Source organism: Vibrio owensii CAIM 1854 = LMG 25443 (genome assembly GCF_000817815.1).
In the GTDB taxonomy this organism is placed as follows: Bacteria; Pseudomonadota; Gammaproteobacteria; order Enterobacterales; family Vibrionaceae; genus Vibrio; species Vibrio owensii.
The window spans coordinates 18,804-39,517 of sequence record NZ_JPRD01000024.1; the positions used below are offsets into that span (position 1 = coordinate 18,804).

The following is a 20,714-nucleotide window of genomic DNA, read 5'->3' on the forward strand; positions in this document are numbered from 1 at the left end:
TAATAATCATGGATTTTAAAGCAGTACTCGATAAGCTCAAGCGGTCATCGGTTGGTGGTCGTACGTGCTTTTTGGTCATTCAGCCAGACGCAGTTTATTTATCATCACCAACGAAAAGCAGTCGACCATCCAAATTTGAGATCACAGAATCAAATTGGGAACGAGCTTGTGAGCAAGCACTCAGTGTTGCTGCCAGTTCTTACGACTCGTTGGCAGTTGTGCTTTCTCACAACTATTACCAGATGTATCAGATCGATAAGCCTGCGATGCCGCGCAATGAGTGGCCGTCGGCGTTGCCGTTTCTGTTAAAAGAACTTATTTCTGAACGTGCTATCGACATTATTGCCGATGCCGCAGAGTTACCTAACTCAAATAAAGTTCAAGCTTATGTGCTTTCGCGCAAAATCCTCGACAAGATCGTACTGCTTGCAAACCGAGTTCAATTAACGCTTGAAGCAATCATTCCTGAAGATGATATCTGGGGGGATACCTCTGGTGGGCTAGGCAACTTCCTACTTCTACAACGCAGTGCGCGCGGTCACTTCCGTATCAGTGCGTTTGTCGAACATACCATTGCTTTCCACCGTTCTATTCGTAGCGTCACGCCACCATTAACAGGTGTACCTTCAAGTGACTTACAAATGGACAGTTTGTCACTGGAACTGCAACGATCGATAGATTATCTCTCTTCTCAATTACGTCATGTTCAATTGCACCAGCTTAAGGTTTGTTGTGATGATGAAGATGAAAAAGAATTGGTAGAGTCGCTTAACTATCGTTTAAGCACCAAAGTTTCGCCATAGCTAGCAGAAGAGCATGAGCTATCAGGTCATGTGTTGGCGGATACTGCATTAGCTACATCAAGTGCTCGACGTGTCAATCTATACCCTGATTTTCTAAAGCCGAAGAAGAACCTGCTGACGTTAAAAAACGTCGCTATCTCTTGGGGTGTCGCTGCCGCGCTGATTTTCTTGTCTTACGGTTATGTTACTTGGCAGAGCCAAGGCGTTGAGGATGAAATCGCGATTGTTAAAAGTCGTGGCGATATCATGAAATCAGAGCTTACACGCCAACAAGCTAAGTTACGTAAACACCAGCCGGATACCAACAAGTTGGCGGCGAAAGCACGTTTAGAGCGTGAGGTGAAAGCAAAGCGTGACTCACTAAAAGCGGTCGGAAAATATGACGATTCACAACGAACCGGTTACTCTGGCGTGATGCAATCTCTTGCCAAGCTTGGCAGCAATAACATTTCTTTGTCTGAAATTCGTATCGACAATACGACTCTAGATCTCAAAGGCTTGGCTCGTTCTCCAAGCTCAGTCCCAAATTGGGTGAGCCAATTTAAAAATGAAATTAGCCTTGTTGGGCGTACATTTGATGATGTGAAGATTGGTCGTAACGAAGACAATATTGTGACCTTTGAATTAAAGACGCGTGGAGACAAAGAGAAATGAACGAATTCTGGTCCTCGTTAGAAGAGCGCTTCGATGAGATGAGCGCACGAGAAAAGGTATTGATCGCCTTGTGTGGTCTTGTCACTGTCGTGATGCTGCTGTTTACCTTGGTGTTAGAGCCGAAACTGAATGAAGTTACCAGCAATGACAAACAGCTACGTAACTTAAAACAGACCAATCAACAGACTGAAATCGAGATCTTACGCATCCAAGCGCAATTAAAGAAAGATCCGAACGCTGAGATTGATCAAGCTATTTCTCAATTGTTAACCGAAAGTCAGCACCTATCGATGCAGCTTTCTGAAATTATTGAACACTTGATTACGCCTTCTCAAATGGCGAGCTTGTTAGAAAGTGTATTGGAGCAGCAAAGCGGTATTCATTTATTGTCACTTCAGACATTGCCTGCGGAGCCGATAACGGAAGATAAAGAAGCGTCGCAATACTCAGGTTACTACGTGCACCCAGTTCGTATGGAACTTACTGGTGACTACTTTGCAATTGCTAATTACCTAACAAAACTTGAAAGCTTGCCTGCAAGTTATTACTGGCGAAGCTTCAGCTACAAAGTTGAAGATTATCCAAAAGCAAAACTTGTATTGGAAGTCTACACCCTAGGTTCACGAGAGGAGTTTATTGGTGGTTAAGAAACTCATTATCTCATTGGCACTTGTTTCTATTGCGGGCAGCTGTTGGGCGAACCAAGATCCAACAGCGCCGCTGGGCTGGACGAAACCAGCTACCGAGCAAGCAAAGCCAAAAGCGAAACAATATCGTCTGCCAACACTGAATAGCATCGTTTGCAAGCCAAACACGCCCTGTGTAGCGATTTTGAACGACCGTATTGTTGAGCCTGGGGCAAAACTTAATGGCTACCGAGTAGCTAGCATCAACAGTGAATTTGTAACTTTAAAGCGTGGTAACCGTCAGTGGAAGCTAGAGCTTTTTGGTTTAAACGTAAAAAAATAATAATCAGAGCCTGATCAGATATGCGCAAATTAGTTGTAGGAATTGTGATTGCTTCCTTAATGGGTTGTTCTATGGGTCACCGCGATCCAGTAGAAGTGAAGCAAGCACTGAATGAATCTATCAATGAAGCAAACAGTCGTGCCCTAGAAGACATTCCTTCTTCAGTGGAAGCCGATCTTATGCCAAACCTAGACGCAAACATGTCGTCTCAACAAGGAACATTGAAGCGTTTTAGAATCCAAGCCAACGCGGTTGAGGCGCGTAGCTTTTTTGCTTCTTTGGTTAAAGGCACCGAATACAGCGTGGCGATCCACCCTGCGGTACAAGGCAATATCACCGTAAACCTTTCTGATGTGACGCTGGATGAAGTGCTGAATGTTGTGCAAAACATGTACGGCTATGACGTGGTGAAGTCGGGTAAAGTAATTCAAATCTACCCAGCTGGTATGCGTACCGTTACGATTCCAGTGGATTACCTTCAGTTCAAACGTTCTGGTCGCTCACTAACAAGCATCGTAACTGGCTCTGTGACCTCGGCGGGTACATCAAGTTCTGGCGGTAGCTCTGACGATTCTGATTCTTCAGATTCAAACAACAACGGTGATAGCTCAACAACCTCAACGGGCGGCACTCGTATTGAAACTATTACGGAAAGTGATTTCTGGCCAATGCTACAGCAAGCAGTAGCTAACCTGATTGGCTCAGGTAAAGGCCAAAGCGTTGTTGTGACCCCACAAGCTGGCGTGATCACAGTACGTGCTTTCCCTGATGAAATTCGCGAAGTTCGTGAGTTCCTTGGTGTATCGCAGGAGCGTATGCAACGCCAAGTGATTCTAGAAGCAAAAATCTTGGAAGTGACATTGAGTGATGGTTACCAACAAGGTATCAACTGGTCGAATCTATCTGCCTCTATCGGTAATTCGGGCAGCATCTCGATTGGTCGTCCATACCCGGGTGGCGGCTCTCCTGGTGATGGCTCTGATATCCCATTATTACCAGGACTAGATGCGATCGGTTCACTACTTGGTGGACAAACGAATGTGACTATCTCTGATGGCAATTTTGATGCTGTATTGAGCTTTATGGCAACGCAAGGCGACTTGAATGTGCTTTCTAGCCCACGTATTACAGCAGCAAACAACCAGAAGTCAGTGATCAAAGTGGGTACTGATGAGTACTTTGTCACTGAGCTTTCGAGCAACGCAGGTAACGGTGAGAACTCCAATGCCGTTCCTGAAGTTGAGTTGACACCTTTCTTCTCTGGTATCTCTCTAGATGTCACTCCGCAAATTGATAATAAAGGTAATGTGTTCCTGCACGTTCACCCTGCAGTAATTGAAGTAGAAGAAGAGATTAAGAAATTAAATCTAGGCGGCGAATTCCAAGATATTCAACTGCCACTGGCGAAAAGCTCAATTCGTGAGTCTGACTCTGTTATTCGCGCTAAAGATGGCGACGTGGTGGTTATCGGCGGCTTGATGAAGCAACAAAACCTAGAGCAAGTCTCAAAGGTGCCTTTCCTCGGTGATGTACCAGGGCTTGGTAACTTATTCCGTAACATCAATAACATATCGCAAAAAACAGAACTGGTTATTTTGCTGAAACCAACCGTTGTTGGGGTGAACACATGGCAGAAAGAGCTAGAGCGTTCACGTGACTTGTTGCAAGAGTGGTTCCCTGACGCTGAGTAATCGGCGTTAGAACTGTCGTTAAACGTGGTTTTGTGATTCGACTATGTACTTGTCGCATTTTGGATTTCGAGTTCAACCTTTTTCACTGACCCCAAATACGGAAATGTTTCTGGGGTTAGTGCCTCACTACGAGGCTATTCAAACCATTATGGCTGCAGTCAAAATGGGTGAAGGGGTGATTAAAGTGACCGGAGAGGTTGGTACGGGCAAAACCATGGTTTGTCGTAAGTTAATCGAGCAAATCGAATCTGAAGTGGAACTCGTTTACTTACCCAACCCTGTTCTAAATGGTGAGCAGTTACAGTTTGCGGTCGCTCGTGAGTTGGGTATTGAAGATAGTGACCCCCTCAAGGTGGTTTCGCTGATTCAAGAGCGTTTAATTCAAATTCATGCGGTAGGTAAAAAGACCGTACTGATTGTCGATGAAGCACAGGCATTGTCATCAGAAGCTCTGGAAACGCTGCGTTTATTCGGCAATTTGGAAACGGAACAAGACAAGCTAATTCAACTGGTCTTGTTTGGTCAACCTGAATTGGATGAGCGACTTGGCACTCATGAATTAAGACAGTTCCGTCAGCGAATTACGTTTAGTTGCCAACTTCGTCCTCTCTCGATTGAAGAGGGCGTCGCCTACATCAATAACCGTTTAGACAAAGCGGGAAATGGGGCGCATATCTTCTCTATAGAGCAGAAAAAAGCCATTTGGCGTTCGGCGATGGGTATCCCAAGATTGATCAACCAAATCAGCCATAAAGCCTTGCTGACGGCGTTTAATGACCGTTGCACCTTATTAAAGAATCAACACGTTTACGTTGCAATGCATGACACTTTCGATGCGCGTAAACCTAAGTTTAAAACTCCCAAATTTTGGGGATGGAGTCAGCCTTGAGTGCCATCAATAAAGCATTATCAGAACTTGCTGAAAAAGAATCGCCTTCTGCACTAACGAAAGCAGAGATTCCAAGAATCACACGAAGCAAACCGTGGCTGTGGCTAGTGGGTGGCTTCTCATTGAGCCTTGCTGTTGGAGGTTGGGCTGTCTCTCAAGGTCCGGCACCGATGGAAGACATCACATCTTCATCGAACATTTCAATGAATACCGTCAGCGTTGAGACCTCGCCAATCATGGCAGTGAATCACTCACCGACCAGTAAAGTGACGCCTCAGTTAGATAATGTGGTGTACACGCAAAGAATTGATAAACCAAAGGTGACGATTGAGTTGCCTGTGACGAAGTCCACTCCGCAAGCAGACCAATTCACTACTAACGCAGAAGTGAACCGATCAGTAGAACAACCGATGTTGTTGGCGAGCGTGAATCAGAATGTGAATACCTCGTCGAATGTGTCACAAGATAGCTCAATGCGTATTGAGCAAGTTGAGCTGACGCATCAACAGTTAGCAGAAAAAGCGTTAGCCCGTGCAGATAAAGCAATGGATGCGAATGATATGAAGACGGCTTTGTCTGCATTCGATGAAGCACTTCGCTATCAGCCAACGAATTTAGAGGCCCGTCAGAAGTTAGCGGCGCTGTATTTTGGAAAAGGGGATACGCGCAAAGCTTATGAGATCTTACAGTCGGGCATCGCTCTAAACACCAATAACCAAAGCTTGCGCCTTGCGCTATCAAAACTGTTGATGAAAGCGGATCAAGCTGAAGCAGCATTAAGCCCACTTGTGCATTTACCGCCAGCACCAAGCCGCGAATATTTAGCCATGCGTGCCGCGTTGGCCCAAAAGCAAAAGCAAAATGAAATTGCACTGGAAAGCTACCAGTTATTGACTCAGCGTGAACCTGAGAATGCGCGCTGGTGGCTTGGTTTGGCCATTCAACAAGAGCGAGCATTAGCTTTCACTCCAGCGATAGCTTCTTATAAGCAAGCACTTGGTAAAGTCGGCATTTCAAATCAATCTCAGGCATTTATTCGTGATCGCTTGAATATCTTAAAACAACTGGAGAGTGCGCAATGAAAATTCAGTTGAGAAAACGCTTAGGCGATCTGTTAATTGAAGAAGGTATTGTTTCTGAAGATCAAGTTCAGCAGGCGCTGAACGCTCAGCATAGTACTGGTCAAAAACTGGGTGATGCGCTGATTGATCTTGGTTTTATCAGTGAAAAGCAGATGCTTGAGTTCTTGTCCCAACAGTTGAGCTTGCCCTTAATTGATTTGAGCCGTGCTCCTGTTGATGCCGATGCGGTGCAAATTCTTCCAGAAGTACACGCGCGTCGTTTACGTGCCATGGTTGTGGCTCGTAATGGTGACACATTACGTGTTGCGATGAGTGATCCGGCGGACTTGTTTATTCAAGAGTCGCTGATGAACCTTCTTGGTCAATACGACTTAGAGTTTATCATTGCACCAGAACGCCAGTTAGTAGATAGTTTTGACCGTTATTACCGTAGAACCAAAGAGATCGCTTCGTTTGCAGAGCAGCTTCAAGCAGAGCATCAAGACGTTGAAGGCTTCGATTACGGCATTGATGAAGGTGACAGCGAAGAAGTTACCGTTGTTAAACTGGTTAACTCCATGTTTGAAGATGCGGCGCAAGTCGGCGCGTCGGATATTCATATCGAGCCAGATGATAAAGTGCTGCGTTTGCGTCAACGTGTCGATGGCGTCCTTCATGAGACACTTCTAAACGAGGTGAACATTGCCTCAGCGTTAGTATTGCGTCTGAAGCTGATGGCGCATCTCGATATCTCTGAAAAGCGCTTACCTCAAGATGGTCGATTCAATATCAAAGTTCGTGGTCAATCGATTGATATTCGTATGTCGACGCTACCAACACAATATGGTGAATCAGTAGTAATGCGTTTGCTAAACCAATCTTCTGGTTTGCGTAAACTTGAAGATTCCGGTTTGCCACCTGAGCTACTCGCTCGCCTTCGTCGTCAGCTTTCTCGCCCACACGGGATGATCTTAGTTACTGGTCCAACAGGTTCCGGTAAAACCACTACGCTTTACGGCGCGTTAAGTGAATTAAATGAGCCGGGCAAAAAGATCATTACCGCAGAAGATCCAGTGGAATACCGCTTGCCGCGTATTACTCAGGTACAGATCAACAGCAAGATCGACCTAACGTTTTCTCGCGTGCTACGTACCTTCCTACGCCAAGACCCAGACATCATCCTTATTGGTGAGATGCGTGACCAAGAAACGGTTGAGATTGGCCTTCGTGCTGCACTGACTGGCCACTTAGTATTGAGTACCTTGCACACCAACGATGCGGTAGACAGTGCGCTGCGAATGATTGATATGGGCGCTCCTGGTTATTTGGTGGCGAGTGCGGTTCGTGCGGTTGTGGCTCAGCGTCTTGTTCGTCGTGTCTGTCCAGATTGTAAAACCACCGATGTGCTCGATGAATCTCGTCAACAATGGTTAGCGGGCCGCTTCCCAAATCAAATAGGAACAACTTTCCATAAAGGTGCTGGTTGCCAAAACTGTAACCTAACAGGTTATCGCGGCCGAGTTGGTGTGTTTGAGATGCTTGAGCTAGAAAATGAAATGATGGACAAGTTACGCGCGAATGATGCCGTGGGCTTTGCTCAAGCAGCGCGCCGCTCAGAAAACTACAAGCCGCTATTGGCTTCTGCAATGGAACTTGCGTTGCAAGGTACTGTGAGTTTGGACGAAGTTATGACCCTTGGCGAGGGTGATGCTTCTGGTAAAACCGCCCCAATTTTCATGTAGGTAAGTAAATGCCAACTTTTCGTTATCAAGGCCGCACCTTAGACGGCTCATCAACCAGTGGCAAAGTCGATGCGGTGAACTCCGAAGCGGCAGCGGAAGCATTGATGAATAAGGGGATCATTCCTCTAAACTTGCGATTAGAAAAAGAAGCGGTTAAAAGCAAAGTCAGCTTATCCAAGTTACTTGTGCCTGCGATTCCGCTTGAAGTGATTATCCTGTTTTCACGTCAGCTATTTAGTTTGACCAAAGCGGGCGTGCCATTGTTGCGTTCAATGCGTGGCCTGCTGCAAAACTGTGAGAACAAACAGCTCAAAGAAGCTTTAGAAGATGTGGTAGCTGAGTTGAGTAACGGTCGCGGCCTTTCCTCCGCGATGCAGCCGCATACCAAAGTGTTTAGCCCGTTGTTCGTTTCGATGATCAACGTGGGTGAAAACACGGGTCGCCTCGACCAAGCCTTGCTACAGCTAGCAAACTACTACGAACAAGAACTGGAAACGCGTAAGCGTATCAAAGCGGCAATGCGCTATCCAACGTTTGTGATCGTGTTTATCACCATCGCAATGTTTATTTTGAACATTCTGGTTATCCCAGAGTTTGCTTCCATGTTTACACGCTTTGGTGTTGAGTTGCCGCTGCCTACCAGAATTCTGATCGCGACGTCGAACTTCTTTGTGAATTACTGGGGCTTGCTGATTGCTGCCATCATTGGTGCATTTATTATTTTCAGATCTTGGGTTGCAACCGCAGATGGTCGAGAGAAGTTCGACAAACTGCGTTTAAGGCTGCCTATTGTTGGTGACATTGTTAACCGAGCACAGCTATCACGATTCTCACGAACATTTTCATTGATGTTGAAGTCCGGTGTGCCGCTCAACCAATCATTAGCTTTAGCTGGTGAAGCGCTCGGCAATAAGTTCTTGGAGAACCGAATTCTAGAGATGAAAGCGGCCATTGAAGCGGGCAGTACCATTTCAGTTACCGCAATCAACAGTAAGATCTTTACGCCTCTGGTTATTCAGATGATTGCGGTCGGTGAAGAAACCGGTCGTATTGATGAGTTGCTATTGGAAGTGTCGGACTTCTATGACCGTGAAGTGGATTACGACTTAAAAACCCTAACCGCGCGAATAGAACCGTTACTTTTGGTCATTGTAGCAGGCATGGTTATGGTGTTGGCACTCGGTATCTTCCTGCCAATGTGGGGGATGCTGGACATCATCAAAGGCGGCTAACGGCGTGGTCGAAAATCAAAGTCGAGCGACGCTTATTTTAGCGGGGGTCGTCAGTATTATTGTGCTGGCTGCATTTATGCAAAAGTTGAAACCGATAGAGCAAGAAGCGCAAGAAACTGGAGCGAAACTTGCCAAGGTTTGGATGCAAGATAGCGTGCAAAGATACCACCAAGCATGGCTCGTTCATGGAGAGCCTAAGTTGCTGTTAATGGATGGTTTTGAGCTCAATATGACGGAAGGGGGCTTAGTATCACCTTTCAGAACAAGCGGTGCACTCGATTGTGACTATTGGCTGACGGTCCATTACCCACAACGTAAAATTATGGCGAGCGAGTTGTTAGAAATTCGTGGAGCAATTAAAAGTAATAGTTATACATGTAACTATACTTATGAAAATGGACAGAGAGTTGTTGTTATATCAGACGCTAATTACCTGAAAATAGACGTCGAAATTTCGGCGGAGTGAATTTTTTGACACTTAAGTACTATAAATGGGAATGAAAGTCGGTATAATGCAAACATTACCATAAGCAAAAGGTTGTAATGAAAAGTAAACCAAACATGGGATATCTTTTTTGCACGGCTTTAACTTAACAATGGCGAATCGTCATTCTGCTCAAGCGGTAGAAAAAGGGCTCAATGGATAAACATTGGTTTATCGCTGAGATGCCACACCGTTTTGACATCATCCAAAATGGTCGCATGACCGATAAACTTTGCAGTCACTCTGCATGCTTACATAGAGAGAGTAAACAATGAAAAGACAAGGTGGTTTCACCCTTATCGAATTGGTAGTGGTAATTGTAATCCTAGGTATTCTAGCGGTAACTGCAGCACCACGCTTCCTTAACCTGCAAGATGATGCTCGATTAGCTTCACTACAAGGCTTGAAAGGTGCAATTGATGGTGCTGCAGGTATTACATATGGTAAAGCTGCTGTTGAAGGTGTTGAAGGTGAAGCTAGTGGTAAGTCAGTTGAAGGTATTGACCTAGCGTACGGTTACCCTACTCAGGCTGGCTTGGAAAATGCTGTAATGGGACTTGCTGATGACTGGGATGAAATTACTGTAAGCAGCGACAAAGTATATACATTTAAAGGCAAAGAGGCAGGAGATGATTGGGTTTTCGATCCAACGGGCGCAGCTACAAATAAAGGTTGTTACGTTGGTTACATCCAAGCTACAGGTAAAACAGCAGCTTCAGCAGCTAAAACAGTTATTGCAAATGATGACTGTTAATTCTTGAGTTCTGAAAGGCCAGCTAGTCTGGCCTTTATCTCTTTATTTTGATTAATCTTGGAATAGTTCATATGCACAAATCATCGGGTCTTAGTGCAATTGAGTTTGTCGTTGTGCTGATTATCTTGGGGGTGATCGGTTATGTGGTATTACCAAGATTTATCAGCTTTGAGCCAGAAACTTATGAAGCAAAGTGGGAGCAAACTAAGCAAACTGCTGAACACGTTTCTGAGGCTCTAAGCAACAAAGAAACTTACGATCGAATTGAAGAAGAATTAGAGCGCTCAAAAGGGGAGAAATAGCCTTTTGTTGGTTATTTGTACACTTGCTCACAGTTCGAATTTAAAACTTATAAGTCTATCATTATTCTCATAATTTCATCGTATACTTACTTCGCTTGTCCTAAGCCTAAGGTTGGGTTATGAAAATTCGCAGCTCTGCATTAGGGTTTACCTTGATGGAATTGATCTTAGTGATCGTTCTCTTATCTATTCTTTCCCTTTTTGCTGCTAGCCGTTTTATGGGTAAAGGCAGTGTGTCTGCATTCGCTCTTCAAGAGCAGGTTATTTCAGTGATTCGCCAAGTTCAAGTGAGTCGCATGCAGTCGAATATCAATATCCCAAACAAGTCTTATCCTGAAAGATGTCTACCCAGTAGCTATAACGCTGGAGAGGACTCTAGCTACACTAACTTTTGTCTATCAATCACGAGCACTTGTATCGGATCTAGTGCAGCGTGCAATCTAGTTAGTAATGAACGAGATGCTCGAAGCGATATTGTTGTCGATAGCTCAGCACAGTTTTCAATTATTAATGGTGCCTCTAGTCCCATTGAATTTGATCTATTGGGTAATCCTCTCAATGTTTCCTCTGCTGGTATTTCTATTCTTATTCAAGATAAAAACGGTCAAAGCCAGTGTCGAGTATTGATCAATCCTCAGGGTTATGTTTCGGAGGAGACATGCTCATGAGAAAGCACATTGGTATGACGCTTATTGAGATGATCATTGCCATCGTTCTTATGGGGATTGCGATGGTAGCGTTTACGTCTTTTTTAGTTCCTCAAATTCGTGATTCAGCAATGCCTCATTATCAAATGCGTGCAGCAGCCCTAGGGCAGGGTTTTATGTCGCAAATATTGGCGCGTGGCTTTGACCAGTGGAGCGATTTTGATGGTGGGGTTATTCGTTGTGAGGAAGCTAACCCTCATCCAGATAACCCCTCTAACAGTTGTTCGGCAACATTGGGTGTTGATACAAAATATGGCGAAATTTCTAATAATCCGAGTACTTTTAATGACGTGGATGATTACATTGGTTGTTGGAGTACACCGACGACGGTAGGTCAGTGCCAAGGTGCGAAGCGTGGGAGTATTGCTGATGTGTTAGGAAAGAGCGGTGAAGATAAATATCGCAATTTCCGTGTTGAGGTCGGAGTTGCGTACGACAACTTATCTGCGGCGAAAACGACAGGCACTACTAACTATAAAAAAATCACTATTACTATTTTTGCAAGTAACACTCAGCCATTAACACTCACTGCCATAAGAGGTAACTACTGATGAAAGCTCGTGGTTTTACCTTAATGGAAATGATCGTCACCATTGTGATCGGGAGTTTTATCATGCTGGGTATTGCGGGTTATGTTCAGCTTGGTATGAAAGGTTATGCGGATACTATTGACCGACAACGTATGCAAACTCAAGCCCAGTTTGTGCTGGAGAAGATGTCTCGAGAAATTCGCCATGCGGTACCGAATAGTTTTCATGAGCCTGATGGAACGACGAAGTGTTTAGAGTTTGTACCTATTGAGTATTCGGGGTTCTACACACTGACAAATAACGACTTGGAGTTCTTATTGGGCAATGACGCCACGTTAAACCCAATGCCTGCTAACGCTTGGATGGTTATTAATCCGAGCCGTTATGAAGATCTACAACCTTCTTCTTCACAAAGTTTAGATGTTGGTGATCTAGCCAAAATTGGTGATGTCTTTGTTATTAGTGGTGCTGCCAGTACGATTGGGGGCTCTTCTATTTCGAGCCGTCATTACGTCTATCAAGATAAGTCTGAAGTACGTTACTGCTTCGAAAATGATCAAATAACGCGCAATGGAATTACAGTCGCGGATAGTGTCGATACTTCGGTAAGTGATATGCACTATCTAGAGCCAACGCTGCAGCGTGGTGGTCTTGTACACATCAATTTAGAGTTCACTCAAAACCGGGAGCGTAGTGTTTACCAACAAGACGTGCAGGTGCTCAATGTTCCGTAGAAATGTCCAACAAGGTAGTGTTCTGATTGTCGTGTTGTTTGTCATCATTGTGATGGGGTACTTAGCTGCTTCTTTGATGAGAGTAAGTTGGTCAAACCAAAGTACATTAACGAGAGAATTCTTGGGCACCAAAGCTTGGTTTATTGCTCAATCTGCCAATGAGTGGGCACTAACTCAGCTTTATCCATTAAACACAGATGGCTCCGTCATCGCTGATGTTTGCTCTAAGATTGAAAATGGTAAGACATCTCCTCCTACACAGATTACACAAGGCTCGGGTTGCCTAATCAATACTATGACATGTTCAAATATCGGTACCTTTAACGCAGGTACCTCTGAAGCTGAATCTCTTTTCAGAGTGCAAGCCACAGCAATTTGTGGTTCCGGGGTTGTACAAGTACAGCGCCAACAAGAGATTTGGGTTACGGAGTAAATAAAATAATGAAAAAAATAATGATGTTTGGGGCTCTCACATATAGCTTGCTGTCTGCTCAATCTCTTGCTGGAGTTATGTATGACCTTACTCCTCGTTGGTCTTGGAGCGATAATGAATATGTGGCTTGGAATAGTCCTTGCCCCAATAATGGCTACTATGCAAACAACTACTCCACTTACGTATGTACAGTAGGCGTTAATCTAAACTACGGCGATAGTATTGTTGCCGGTCCTTATGTATCACAACTGTATTTGGATCGATATTCTTCTTTTGGTGGTAATAATACGATTGGTAGTAGTAATCGGAATCTTTCCCTTAACCTAGACCGAAATTCTTTTAGTGCTCGTAACTTATATATTTACGGTAGTATCGATAATGGTGGTTACATCAATTTAACAGACGCTACTGTATCTAGGTTTATAAGGAGCTCTAACAATGATGTTGTATTTGATAATGTCAATGTTGGAGAAAGTGTTATAGCTCAAAAACACATTAATGGTGCCAACAGTGATGTTGGTGGCTATGTTGATAGCTATGCCGGAGGGGTGACACTGAATAATGTTGATGTAGGCTCGTATATCGAGGCTAGAAATCAGATAAAAACAACGAATGGTGAGGTGGGCGGACACATTTCCTCTTCCAGCGGTGGTATTCTGGCTGTGTCAAACAGCGCGCATCTCATTTCTGGGTATGTTAGTGCTAAAGAATCCATAAAAGTGACTAACTACAGAATCAATCAATACATATTTTCTGAAGACTATGTGCAACTCAATAATACGAATGTGAATGGAGATGTTACCTCTCGTAGCAGTGGTAACCCTGCGGTTGAAGTATTAAATAACTCGTCTGTTTCTGGTGATATCTCCGCCAAAGGTTTTATTCGTGTATCTGACTCTAGTGTATCTGGCGATATTGATAATACTCAAGGGCGCAATCAGAGCATGGCAATTAATAGCAGCCAAATTGGCGGAGATATTGCTGCTAAGGGATACGTCGATGTGCAATCTTCACAAGTGTCAGGCACTGTTTCTAGTGCAAATGAAGGTGGTCGAATTGAGCACTCTAAAATTAAAGGTGATGTTAATGTTAAAGAGTACCTTCACGTAGTTAATAGCTCCTATATTTGTGGAGAAGCATCAAGCTCTGGTGATGGTGCAAATATTAACAACTCATTTGTTGGTGATGATGTATCAACTAAAAAGTATCTGCATGTCACAAATGCCTCTGTTTTTGGCACTGTAAGTACCAAAAATACAGGGATGGCTTTTTCTGGAGCGAAAATTCTTGCTGACATGAAAGCAGTAGGTTTTCCTAATAACGAGTATGTCAGTATTTCTAACAATTCTACGTTGTGTGGGCAGTTGAACTCTTCATATTATTACAACGGAAATTTGGTTGCGTTTTGTGGGTTAAATGACCCAAGTTGTAATAGCTCCCAATCAAAAGGCGAATGTCCAGTTAATGTAAGTTCAGGATCCGGTTACGATGACTTCTATGAGTTTTGTGGTACTCCTCCTCCTGACCCTGAACCAACACAATGTAATTTACTCCCAATGGAAGACTTCAATGTTAATGATATTAGCAACTGGTCTGTTATTGGCTTTGGGCAAAGCATCAAACCTACACCATCTGGTGGTCGATTCGTTTTAAACTCGTCTCAAAGAAATCAAGCAACAGCATCGGCATACAACTATCTGTTCCCTTCGAAAGATAACTACCTTGAGGTGGAGTTTGACCATTACGCGCACTCCGGCTCTGGGGCTGATGGTGTGGCATTGGTTTTATCTGATGCTAATGTGCCGCCGCAAACTGGTGCATTTGGTGGTCCACTTGGCTATGGTGTGAAACCTAACATACAAGGTTTTGCTGGCGGTTGGCTTGGGTTTGGTATTGATGAATACGGCAACTACTCAAGAGAAGGTAGTTTTGACGATTCCCCTAATCGACCATCCAGACCAAATGCAGTCGCAATTCGTGGTTCTGGGATTAAGAACAACTCTGGGCAATGGATGGGAGGTTATCGCTATATCAAAGGTAACAATAATGTTGGTGACTTAGATAACCGTACTAATCTAAAACACAGATATAAGGTTATTATTGACTCAAAACAGCAAGGTAAAGTCTACATTACGATTCAGCGTAAGATAGGTAGTGCGAACTCTTGGACAACATTGATCTCCAAATTTGATGTTATGGGCGGTTTTGGGCAAACCACGCCTCCAGAAAATTTTCGAGTGTCGATTACCGCCTCGACTGGTGACATTACCAACGTACACGAAATGGATAACTTCCAAGTTTGTGCCGACAAATACCAGAAAATAACGGAAGGCATTCACCACTTCGAATTTGATTACGCTGGTACTGGCAGTATTTGTCAGGCGTCCGAGGTAACACTACGAGCGTGTATGGATGCTTCTTGTTCGAAAACGTACCCATCTTCAGTATTGAGCTCGAACCCGGGAGCAACGGTTGATCCTGTGACAGTTTCTTTATTGCCGCAGTCAGATTCTCTTGTCGAATGGGAAGGGGGAGATCGTGTTACGTTCTCTGACTCTGTTTCGTTGAAGCTACAAGCATTCCAATCAGGTTCAGCAAAACTTGGAATTGCAAGTAGCTCGGTTCCGCAGTTTGGTTTTGACGGTGCGAAGTGTCGTATCGCTGGTGGCTCGCTACTTGAGCAAAACTGTAATATCGTATTTAATTCTGCAGCCTTGGGCGTAACGGTTCCAGATAAGGTTGCTGGTAAACCATTCTTCAATAACAAAGGACAGGCACAATATAGCAATCAAAGTTTGCCTTATTTGGAGTTTTGTAGTTCGCCAAGTCAACAAGGCGGTAACGGCGAAAATCGAGATGTTCAGCTGTCTATCGAAAGAATTGAACCTACAAGTAACGCAGTATCAGTACCTGTTTACGTTTCTTTCAAAAAACGAGATGGCAACTTCAGTGATGATGAAGTTAGTGTTGGAACAACTGATGTTGATATCGCGGATGTTTATTTTAATAGCCAAGGTAAAGCGTACTTCAACCTGAGATACCCAGAAGCTGGCAAGGTTGCGTTGAAGGCAAGAATTAAAGATGAAAGTGATTCCTTGGGCCAGAATAGCTTTGTTAGCTTCCCAGCATATCTCAAATTGACGGTTGATGGTGGTTTGTGTGGTTCAGGCTCTTGTAACCAGAAACTTGTTGCTGCTGGAGAAGAGTTCACTATGAAAGTGACGGCTTACCAATTTGGTGATGACAAGAAGCCTGCACAAAACTATCAACAATCAGGTTTAACGATTAGTCATAAAGTATCTTACCCGCAGTTTGATAGTGCGATTCCTGGCACTTTAGGGACGACCACATACGATCATATCAATCTAAATAATGGTACGGGGTCAGTGACGCAAACTGTGTCCGAAGTTGGTGCTTTTGATTTTACGATTACACCACCTGAAACGTATCTCGGCAGTAAAGCTTTCACCATTACGCCAGCAGAAGAAAATATTGGTCGTTTCTACCCTAAGTATTTCCGAGTTGATGAAGCGAAAGGAAATCAATGGGCTTACCCACATAAAGAAAACTTTGCTTATATGGGACAAAACTTTGGCGTCGAGGAGTTTTATGTTGAGGCATTAAATGCGGATAAAGGCGCTTTAACAAACTACGCCTTCTTCTCTAGTGGCTTACAAGCAAAGTTTGGTTTGAAAGATACTAGCTCTTATCAGTCTCGTTTTATTTTGAACAAAACCTATAGGGGGACTTGGGTGAATAATGGTGCTGCTTATGTCACTTCAAGAAGTCTAGGTAAGTTTACTGGTTCAACGACGGATGGGTTAGAGCTATTAAAAGGTTCAGGTTCAAGTTACCCAGATGGTCCGCTCAACCTCAACGAGAACGCGAAAGATACGGCGATATCAATCAAATCTGCGGATCATAATAAGGATCCAGTATCTATTGATGATAGTGAGGGATTATTGCCTACTCAACCTGACATCCGCTTCGGTCGTGTCGACCTAGATGATGTTGGCGGTAACCAAGGTACGACATTGCGAGTACCACTTCGAGTTGAATACTGGAATGGCAGCCGTTTTATCGCCAACTCTGATGATAGTCAAACTAGTGTACTTGGGGAAACTGAAGATGGCTCTCAGGTACATATTTGGCCTACAGATAATACTGCTAAAGTTGTTTCTCTAGGGGCTGGTGGTCGAGTTAGTTCAGGTTATTCTCGTTCAGTTACTGCAATGGAGGCGGAGTCTTACCGTCAACAAACTCGTGTGTGGCTTCAGCTTGATGGTGTTCTAAATGCAATCCCATGGCTCAAATACGATTGGGACAACGATAACGCCGAAGAAAACCCATCATCAGTCGTCACGTTTGGTATTCACCGTGGCAATGACCGCGTGATTTATCGGGGTGAACCGGGGTTAACCGGACAATAACAAACTTCGGTTTCTTGCGTTAAGTAAGGAAACTGCAAGAAATTGAGGCTTTCTGCTCATGTTTGTGTACCAATGCCTTGCTGTGACAGCGAGGCATTGGTACATTTAGGACAATTTTTGTCTTCTAAATTTTTGCAGGATGAGCGAAGAATATGTTTAAAAAACTTCGTGGCATGTTTTCTAACGACCTATCTATCGATTTAGGTACTGCCAACACTCTAATTTACGTAAAAGGACAGGGCATCGTCCTTGATGAACCTTCTGTAGTTGCTATTCGCCAAGATCGTGTAGGTTCTGCAAAAAGCGTTGCTGCTGTAGGCCATGCGGCAAAACAGATGCTTGGTCGTACACCGGGCAACATCTCAGCAATCCGTCCAATGAAAGACGGCGTTATCGCTGACTTCTACGTAACAGAAAAAATGCTTCAGCACTTCATCAAGCAAGTGCACGACAACAGCATTCTTAAACCAAGCCCTCGCGTACTAGTTTGTGTTCCTTGTGGTTCTACTCAAGTTGAGCGTCGTGCGATTCGTGAATCTGCACTAGGTGCTGGCGCGCGTGAAGTTTACCTAATTGATGAGCCAATGGCGGCGGCAATCGGTGCTGGCCTTCGCGTATCTGAGCCAACAGGTTCTATGGTGGTCGATATCGGTGGTGGTACAACGGAAGTTGCGGTTATCTCACTAAACGGTGTGGTTTACTCTTCTTCTGTTCGTATCGGTGGTGACCGCTTTGATGAAGCAGTAATCAACTACGTGCGTCGTAACTACGGTAGCTTGATCGGTGAAGCAACAGCTGAAAAGATCAAACACGAAATCGGTTCTGCTTACCCAGGTGATGAAGTTCAAGAGATCGAAGTTCGGGGTCGCAACCTTGCAGAAGGTGTGCCACGTAGCTTTAGCCTTAACTCAAACGAAATCCTAGAAGCACTGCAAGAGCCGCTATCTGGCATCGTATCTGCAGTGATGGTTGCGCTTGAGCAATGTCCACCAGAGCTAGCGTCTGATATCTCTGAAAACGGTATGGTACTAACAGGTGGTGGTGCACTACTTAAAGACCTAGACCGTCTACTAATGGAAGAAACTGGTATTCCAGTTGTTATCGCTGAAGACCCACTAACGTGTGTGGCTCGTGGCGGCGGTAAAGCTCTAGAAATGATCGACATGCACGGTGGCGATCTATTCTCTGAAGAATAAAATGCAGGGTGGAGTCTATATGGACTTCACCTTCATTTCCGCTCTCTGTAATTTCAATCTGCTCCATACCAAGAATCCACTTACATTAGATTCTCTGGTTGCCAAGTAAGGCTCAATAATCATGGTAGCAATCAGGTTAAAAACAAGATGAAACCGATTTTTGGCAGAGGCCCATCTCTGCAATTACGTCTGTTTTTTGCTGTCATCGTGTCGGCGAGCTTGATGCTGGCTGATAACCGTCTAGATACGTTTTCCAACGTCCGATACCTATTGAACAGTATGGTTGCGCCAATTCAATACGCAGCTAATTTGCCTCGTAGCATGTTCGATGGAATGTTCGAGAGTTTAAACACTCGTCAGGCACTGATTGAAGGCAATCGCAGTTTGAAGCGAGAAGTGCTTCGCCTGAAGAGCGAGCTGATCTTGCTCGACCAATATAAAGAAGAAAACCAACGCCTGCGTAAACTGCTCGGCTCTTCATTCGTCCGTGACGAAAAGAAAGTCGTCACAGAAGTGATGGCTGTCGACACCTCGCCGTATCGCCACCAAGTGGTGATTGATAAAGGTCGTATTGATGGTGTTTACGTTGGTCAGCCTGTTATTAACGAGAAAGGCATCGTTGGTCAGGTAACGTTTGTTGCAGCGCACAACGCACGCGTGTTGTTGCTAACAGACGCGAAAAACGCGATTCCTGTTCAAGTGATTCGTAATGATATTCGTGTGATCGCTTCCGGTAATGGTGAAGTGGATGAAATCCAACTGGAACACATCCCAACCAGTACTGACATTCAAGTGGGCGATTTGCTCGTGACGTCGGGTCTCGGTGGTATTTATCCAGAAGGCTACCCAGTTGCAACCGTCACGAATGTCGATCACGATACTCGCCAAGAGTTTGCATCGATCAAAGCGGAACCTGTGGTTGAGTTTGATCGTCTGCGCTACTTGCTGTTGATCTGGCCGAATGAAGACCGTCAACACAAAGTACTGCAATCCAATGTCGAAGAAGGTTCAGAGCAAGAGGTAACCGATGGCCAATAGTGTATTTAGAAGCCGAATGGTCATCGGCGTTAGCTTCTTTGTTGCGCTAGTCTTACAAACTATTCCATGGCCGGGCGTGCTCGATTTGCTGCGTCCGTCATGGCTATTTCTAGTGGCCTGTTACTGGGTGTTGGCATTGCCTCACCGTGTTAACGTCGGTACCGCTTTGATCTTAGGTTTATTGTGGGACATATTGATTGGTTCTACGCTCGGTATCCGAGGGATGATGATGTCGATCATTATCTACTTAGTAGCCTTGAATTTCTTGGTGATCCGTAACATGGCATTGTGGCAACAATCTATCTTGATTGCCTTTTTTACCGTGCTACTGGAACTTCTTATATTCTGTGGGGAATATTTGAACCAAGACGTAGTATTTAATCCATTATCTCTGTGGACTGCGGCAATAAACTGTATACTTTGGCCATGGATGTTTTTACTTATGCGACGCGTCCGTCGCGCATGGCACGTAAGGTAGCGTTGTGAAAAAGGGCTTATCCCTCGTTCTCGCATCGGGTTCTCCGAGAAGAAAAGAGTTGCTTGCTCAATTAGGTTATGACTTTGATATTGTGCTTCCTGATATAGAGGAAGCCAAACAAGACCACGAGCAAGCAAAAGACTATGTTTTGCGTCTCTCTCTGGAAAAAGCTCAAGCAGGCTTAGCGATGGCTAAGCCTGATTCCGTTGTATTGGGCTCAGATACCGTGGTGGTATGCGATAACCACGTATTAGAGAAACCTAAAAATTTCGAAGATTCAAAACGCATGCTCAGCAATTTATCGGGTCGTCAGCATCAAGTGATGACCGCGGTGAGCGTCGTATCAAAAGAACAACAACATTCAGTGGTCGTTATCACTGACGTGTGGTTCAAAACACTGACTGAAGAAGAAATAGAACGATACTGGCAGTCAGGCGAACCATGCGATAAAGCTGGAAGTTATGGTATTCAAGGACTCGGTGGGCGTTTCGTCACCCGAATCGAAGGCAGTTATCACGCCGTAGTAGGCTTACCTTTGTTCGAAACCGATCAGCTAATTCAAGAATTTTTATAATTGTTTTGAGGTG

Annotated in this window: 19 protein-coding genes and 1 pseudogene; all 20 read left to right on the forward strand. The window is 44.4% G+C overall.

Going from position 1 to position 20,714, the window contains the following annotated elements:
* Window positions 1-8 precede the first annotated feature (8 nt).
* The 20 genes and pseudogenes from H735_RS14790 (at window position 9) to H735_RS14885 (ending at window position 20,701) form a co-directional block, all read left to right on the forward strand.
* Window positions 9-1,457 (forward strand): annotated as a pseudogene (locus H735_RS14790) (MSHA biogenesis protein MshI).
* Entirely contained in the window at window positions 1,454-2,104 is a 651-nt protein-coding gene (gene gspM, locus H735_RS14795; protein WP_009707663.1) for a type II secretion system protein GspM, read from the forward strand. Before H735_RS14790 ends, gspM begins: the two are co-directional and overlap by 4 nt.
* Window positions 2,097-2,426: a hypothetical protein gene (locus tag H735_RS14800; protein WP_009707662.1), complete on the forward strand. Its 330-nt coding sequence runs from the start codon at window positions 2,097-2,099 to the stop codon at window positions 2,424-2,426. The genes gspM and H735_RS14800 overlap by 8 nt, the downstream gene beginning before the upstream one ends.
* Window positions 2,427-2,446: 20 nt before the next feature.
* Complete coding sequence (mshL, locus tag H735_RS14805; RefSeq protein WP_027726671.1) at window positions 2,447-4,117, forward strand: pilus (MSHA type) biogenesis protein MshL; 1,671 nt, start codon at window positions 2,447-2,449, stop codon at window positions 4,115-4,117.
* Window positions 4,118-4,160: 43 nt separating this feature from the next.
* Window positions 4,161-5,006 (forward strand): ExeA family protein, encoded by an 846-nt coding sequence (locus tag H735_RS14810; protein WP_027726670.1) that lies wholly within the window; start codon window positions 4,161-4,163, stop codon window positions 5,004-5,006.
* Window positions 4,991-6,088: a tetratricopeptide repeat protein gene (locus H735_RS14815; protein WP_042980064.1), complete on the forward strand. Its 1,098-nt coding sequence runs from the start codon at window positions 4,991-4,993 to the stop codon at window positions 6,086-6,088. The genes H735_RS14810 and H735_RS14815 overlap by 16 nt, the downstream gene beginning before the upstream one ends.
* Complete coding sequence (locus H735_RS14820) at window positions 6,085-7,809, forward strand: MSHA fimbrial ATPase MshE (RefSeq protein ID WP_020195907.1); 1,725 nt, start codon at window positions 6,085-6,087, stop codon at window positions 7,807-7,809. Before H735_RS14815 ends, H735_RS14820 begins: the two co-directional genes overlap by 4 nt.
* An 8-nt stretch (window positions 7,810-7,817) precedes the next feature.
* Window positions 7,818-9,041, forward strand: a complete 1,224-nt coding sequence (locus H735_RS14825; protein ID WP_020195906.1) for a type II secretion system F family protein — start codon at window positions 7,818-7,820, stop codon at window positions 9,039-9,041.
* A 4-nt stretch (window positions 9,042-9,045) separates the two neighbouring features.
* Window positions 9,046-9,507, forward strand: coding sequence for a hypothetical protein (locus tag H735_RS14830; RefSeq protein ID WP_020195905.1), 462 nt, complete (start codon window positions 9,046-9,048; stop codon window positions 9,505-9,507).
* A gap of 289 nt (window positions 9,508-9,796) precedes the next feature.
* Window positions 9,797-10,279, forward strand: a complete 483-nt coding sequence (locus H735_RS14835) for a type II secretion system protein (RefSeq protein WP_020195904.1) — start codon at window positions 9,797-9,799, stop codon at window positions 10,277-10,279.
* Window positions 10,280-10,350: 71 nt separating this feature from the next.
* On the forward strand, window positions 10,351-10,581 hold the full coding sequence (locus tag H735_RS14840; RefSeq protein ID WP_020195903.1) for a type II secretion system protein: 231 nt from the start codon (window positions 10,351-10,353) through the stop codon (window positions 10,579-10,581).
* Window positions 10,582-10,700: 119 nt separating this feature from the next.
* Window positions 10,701-11,249: a type II secretion system protein gene (locus tag H735_RS14845; RefSeq protein ID WP_020195902.1), complete on the forward strand. Its 549-nt coding sequence runs from the start codon at window positions 10,701-10,703 to the stop codon at window positions 11,247-11,249.
* Window positions 11,246-11,839 carry a type II secretion system protein gene (locus tag H735_RS14850; protein ID WP_020195901.1) on the forward strand — a complete coding sequence of 198 codons (594 nt, stop codon included), beginning with the start codon at window positions 11,246-11,248 and terminating at the stop codon, window positions 11,837-11,839. The genes H735_RS14845 and H735_RS14850 overlap by 4 nt, the downstream gene beginning before the upstream one ends.
* The gene (locus H735_RS14855; RefSeq protein ID WP_020195900.1) at window positions 11,839-12,552 is read left to right on the forward strand and encodes a PilW family protein; all 714 of its coding nucleotides are present in this window, start codon (window positions 11,839-11,841) and stop codon (window positions 12,550-12,552) included. Before H735_RS14850 ends, H735_RS14855 begins: the two co-directional genes overlap by 1 nt.
* Window positions 12,542-12,985 (forward strand): MSHA biogenesis protein MshP, encoded by a 444-nt coding sequence (locus H735_RS14860; protein WP_020195899.1) that lies wholly within the window; start codon window positions 12,542-12,544, stop codon window positions 12,983-12,985. Before H735_RS14855 ends, H735_RS14860 begins: the two co-directional genes overlap by 11 nt.
* A gap of 8 nt (window positions 12,986-12,993) precedes the next feature.
* On the forward strand, window positions 12,994-17,415 hold the full coding sequence (locus H735_RS14865) for a DUF6701 domain-containing protein (protein ID WP_227741536.1): 4,422 nt from the start codon (window positions 12,994-12,996) through the stop codon (window positions 17,413-17,415).
* 152 nt (window positions 17,416-17,567) lie between these two features.
* The gene (locus H735_RS14870; protein WP_005381144.1) at window positions 17,568-18,611 is read left to right on the forward strand and encodes a rod shape-determining protein; all 1,044 of its coding nucleotides are present in this window, start codon (window positions 17,568-17,570) and stop codon (window positions 18,609-18,611) included.
* Window positions 18,612-18,758: 147 nt separating this feature from the next.
* Window positions 18,759-19,649 (forward strand): rod shape-determining protein MreC, encoded by an 891-nt coding sequence (gene mreC / locus H735_RS14875; RefSeq protein ID WP_009707647.1) that lies wholly within the window; start codon window positions 18,759-18,761, stop codon window positions 19,647-19,649.
* Window positions 19,639-20,127 (forward strand): rod shape-determining protein MreD, encoded by a 489-nt coding sequence (gene mreD, locus H735_RS14880; protein WP_020195896.1) that lies wholly within the window; start codon window positions 19,639-19,641, stop codon window positions 20,125-20,127. Before mreC ends, mreD begins: the two co-directional genes overlap by 11 nt.
* A 4-nt stretch (window positions 20,128-20,131) precedes the next feature.
* Window positions 20,132-20,701, forward strand: coding sequence for a Maf family protein (locus H735_RS14885; RefSeq protein ID WP_009707646.1), 570 nt, complete (start codon window positions 20,132-20,134; stop codon window positions 20,699-20,701).
* Window positions 20,702-20,714 lie beyond the last annotated feature (13 nt).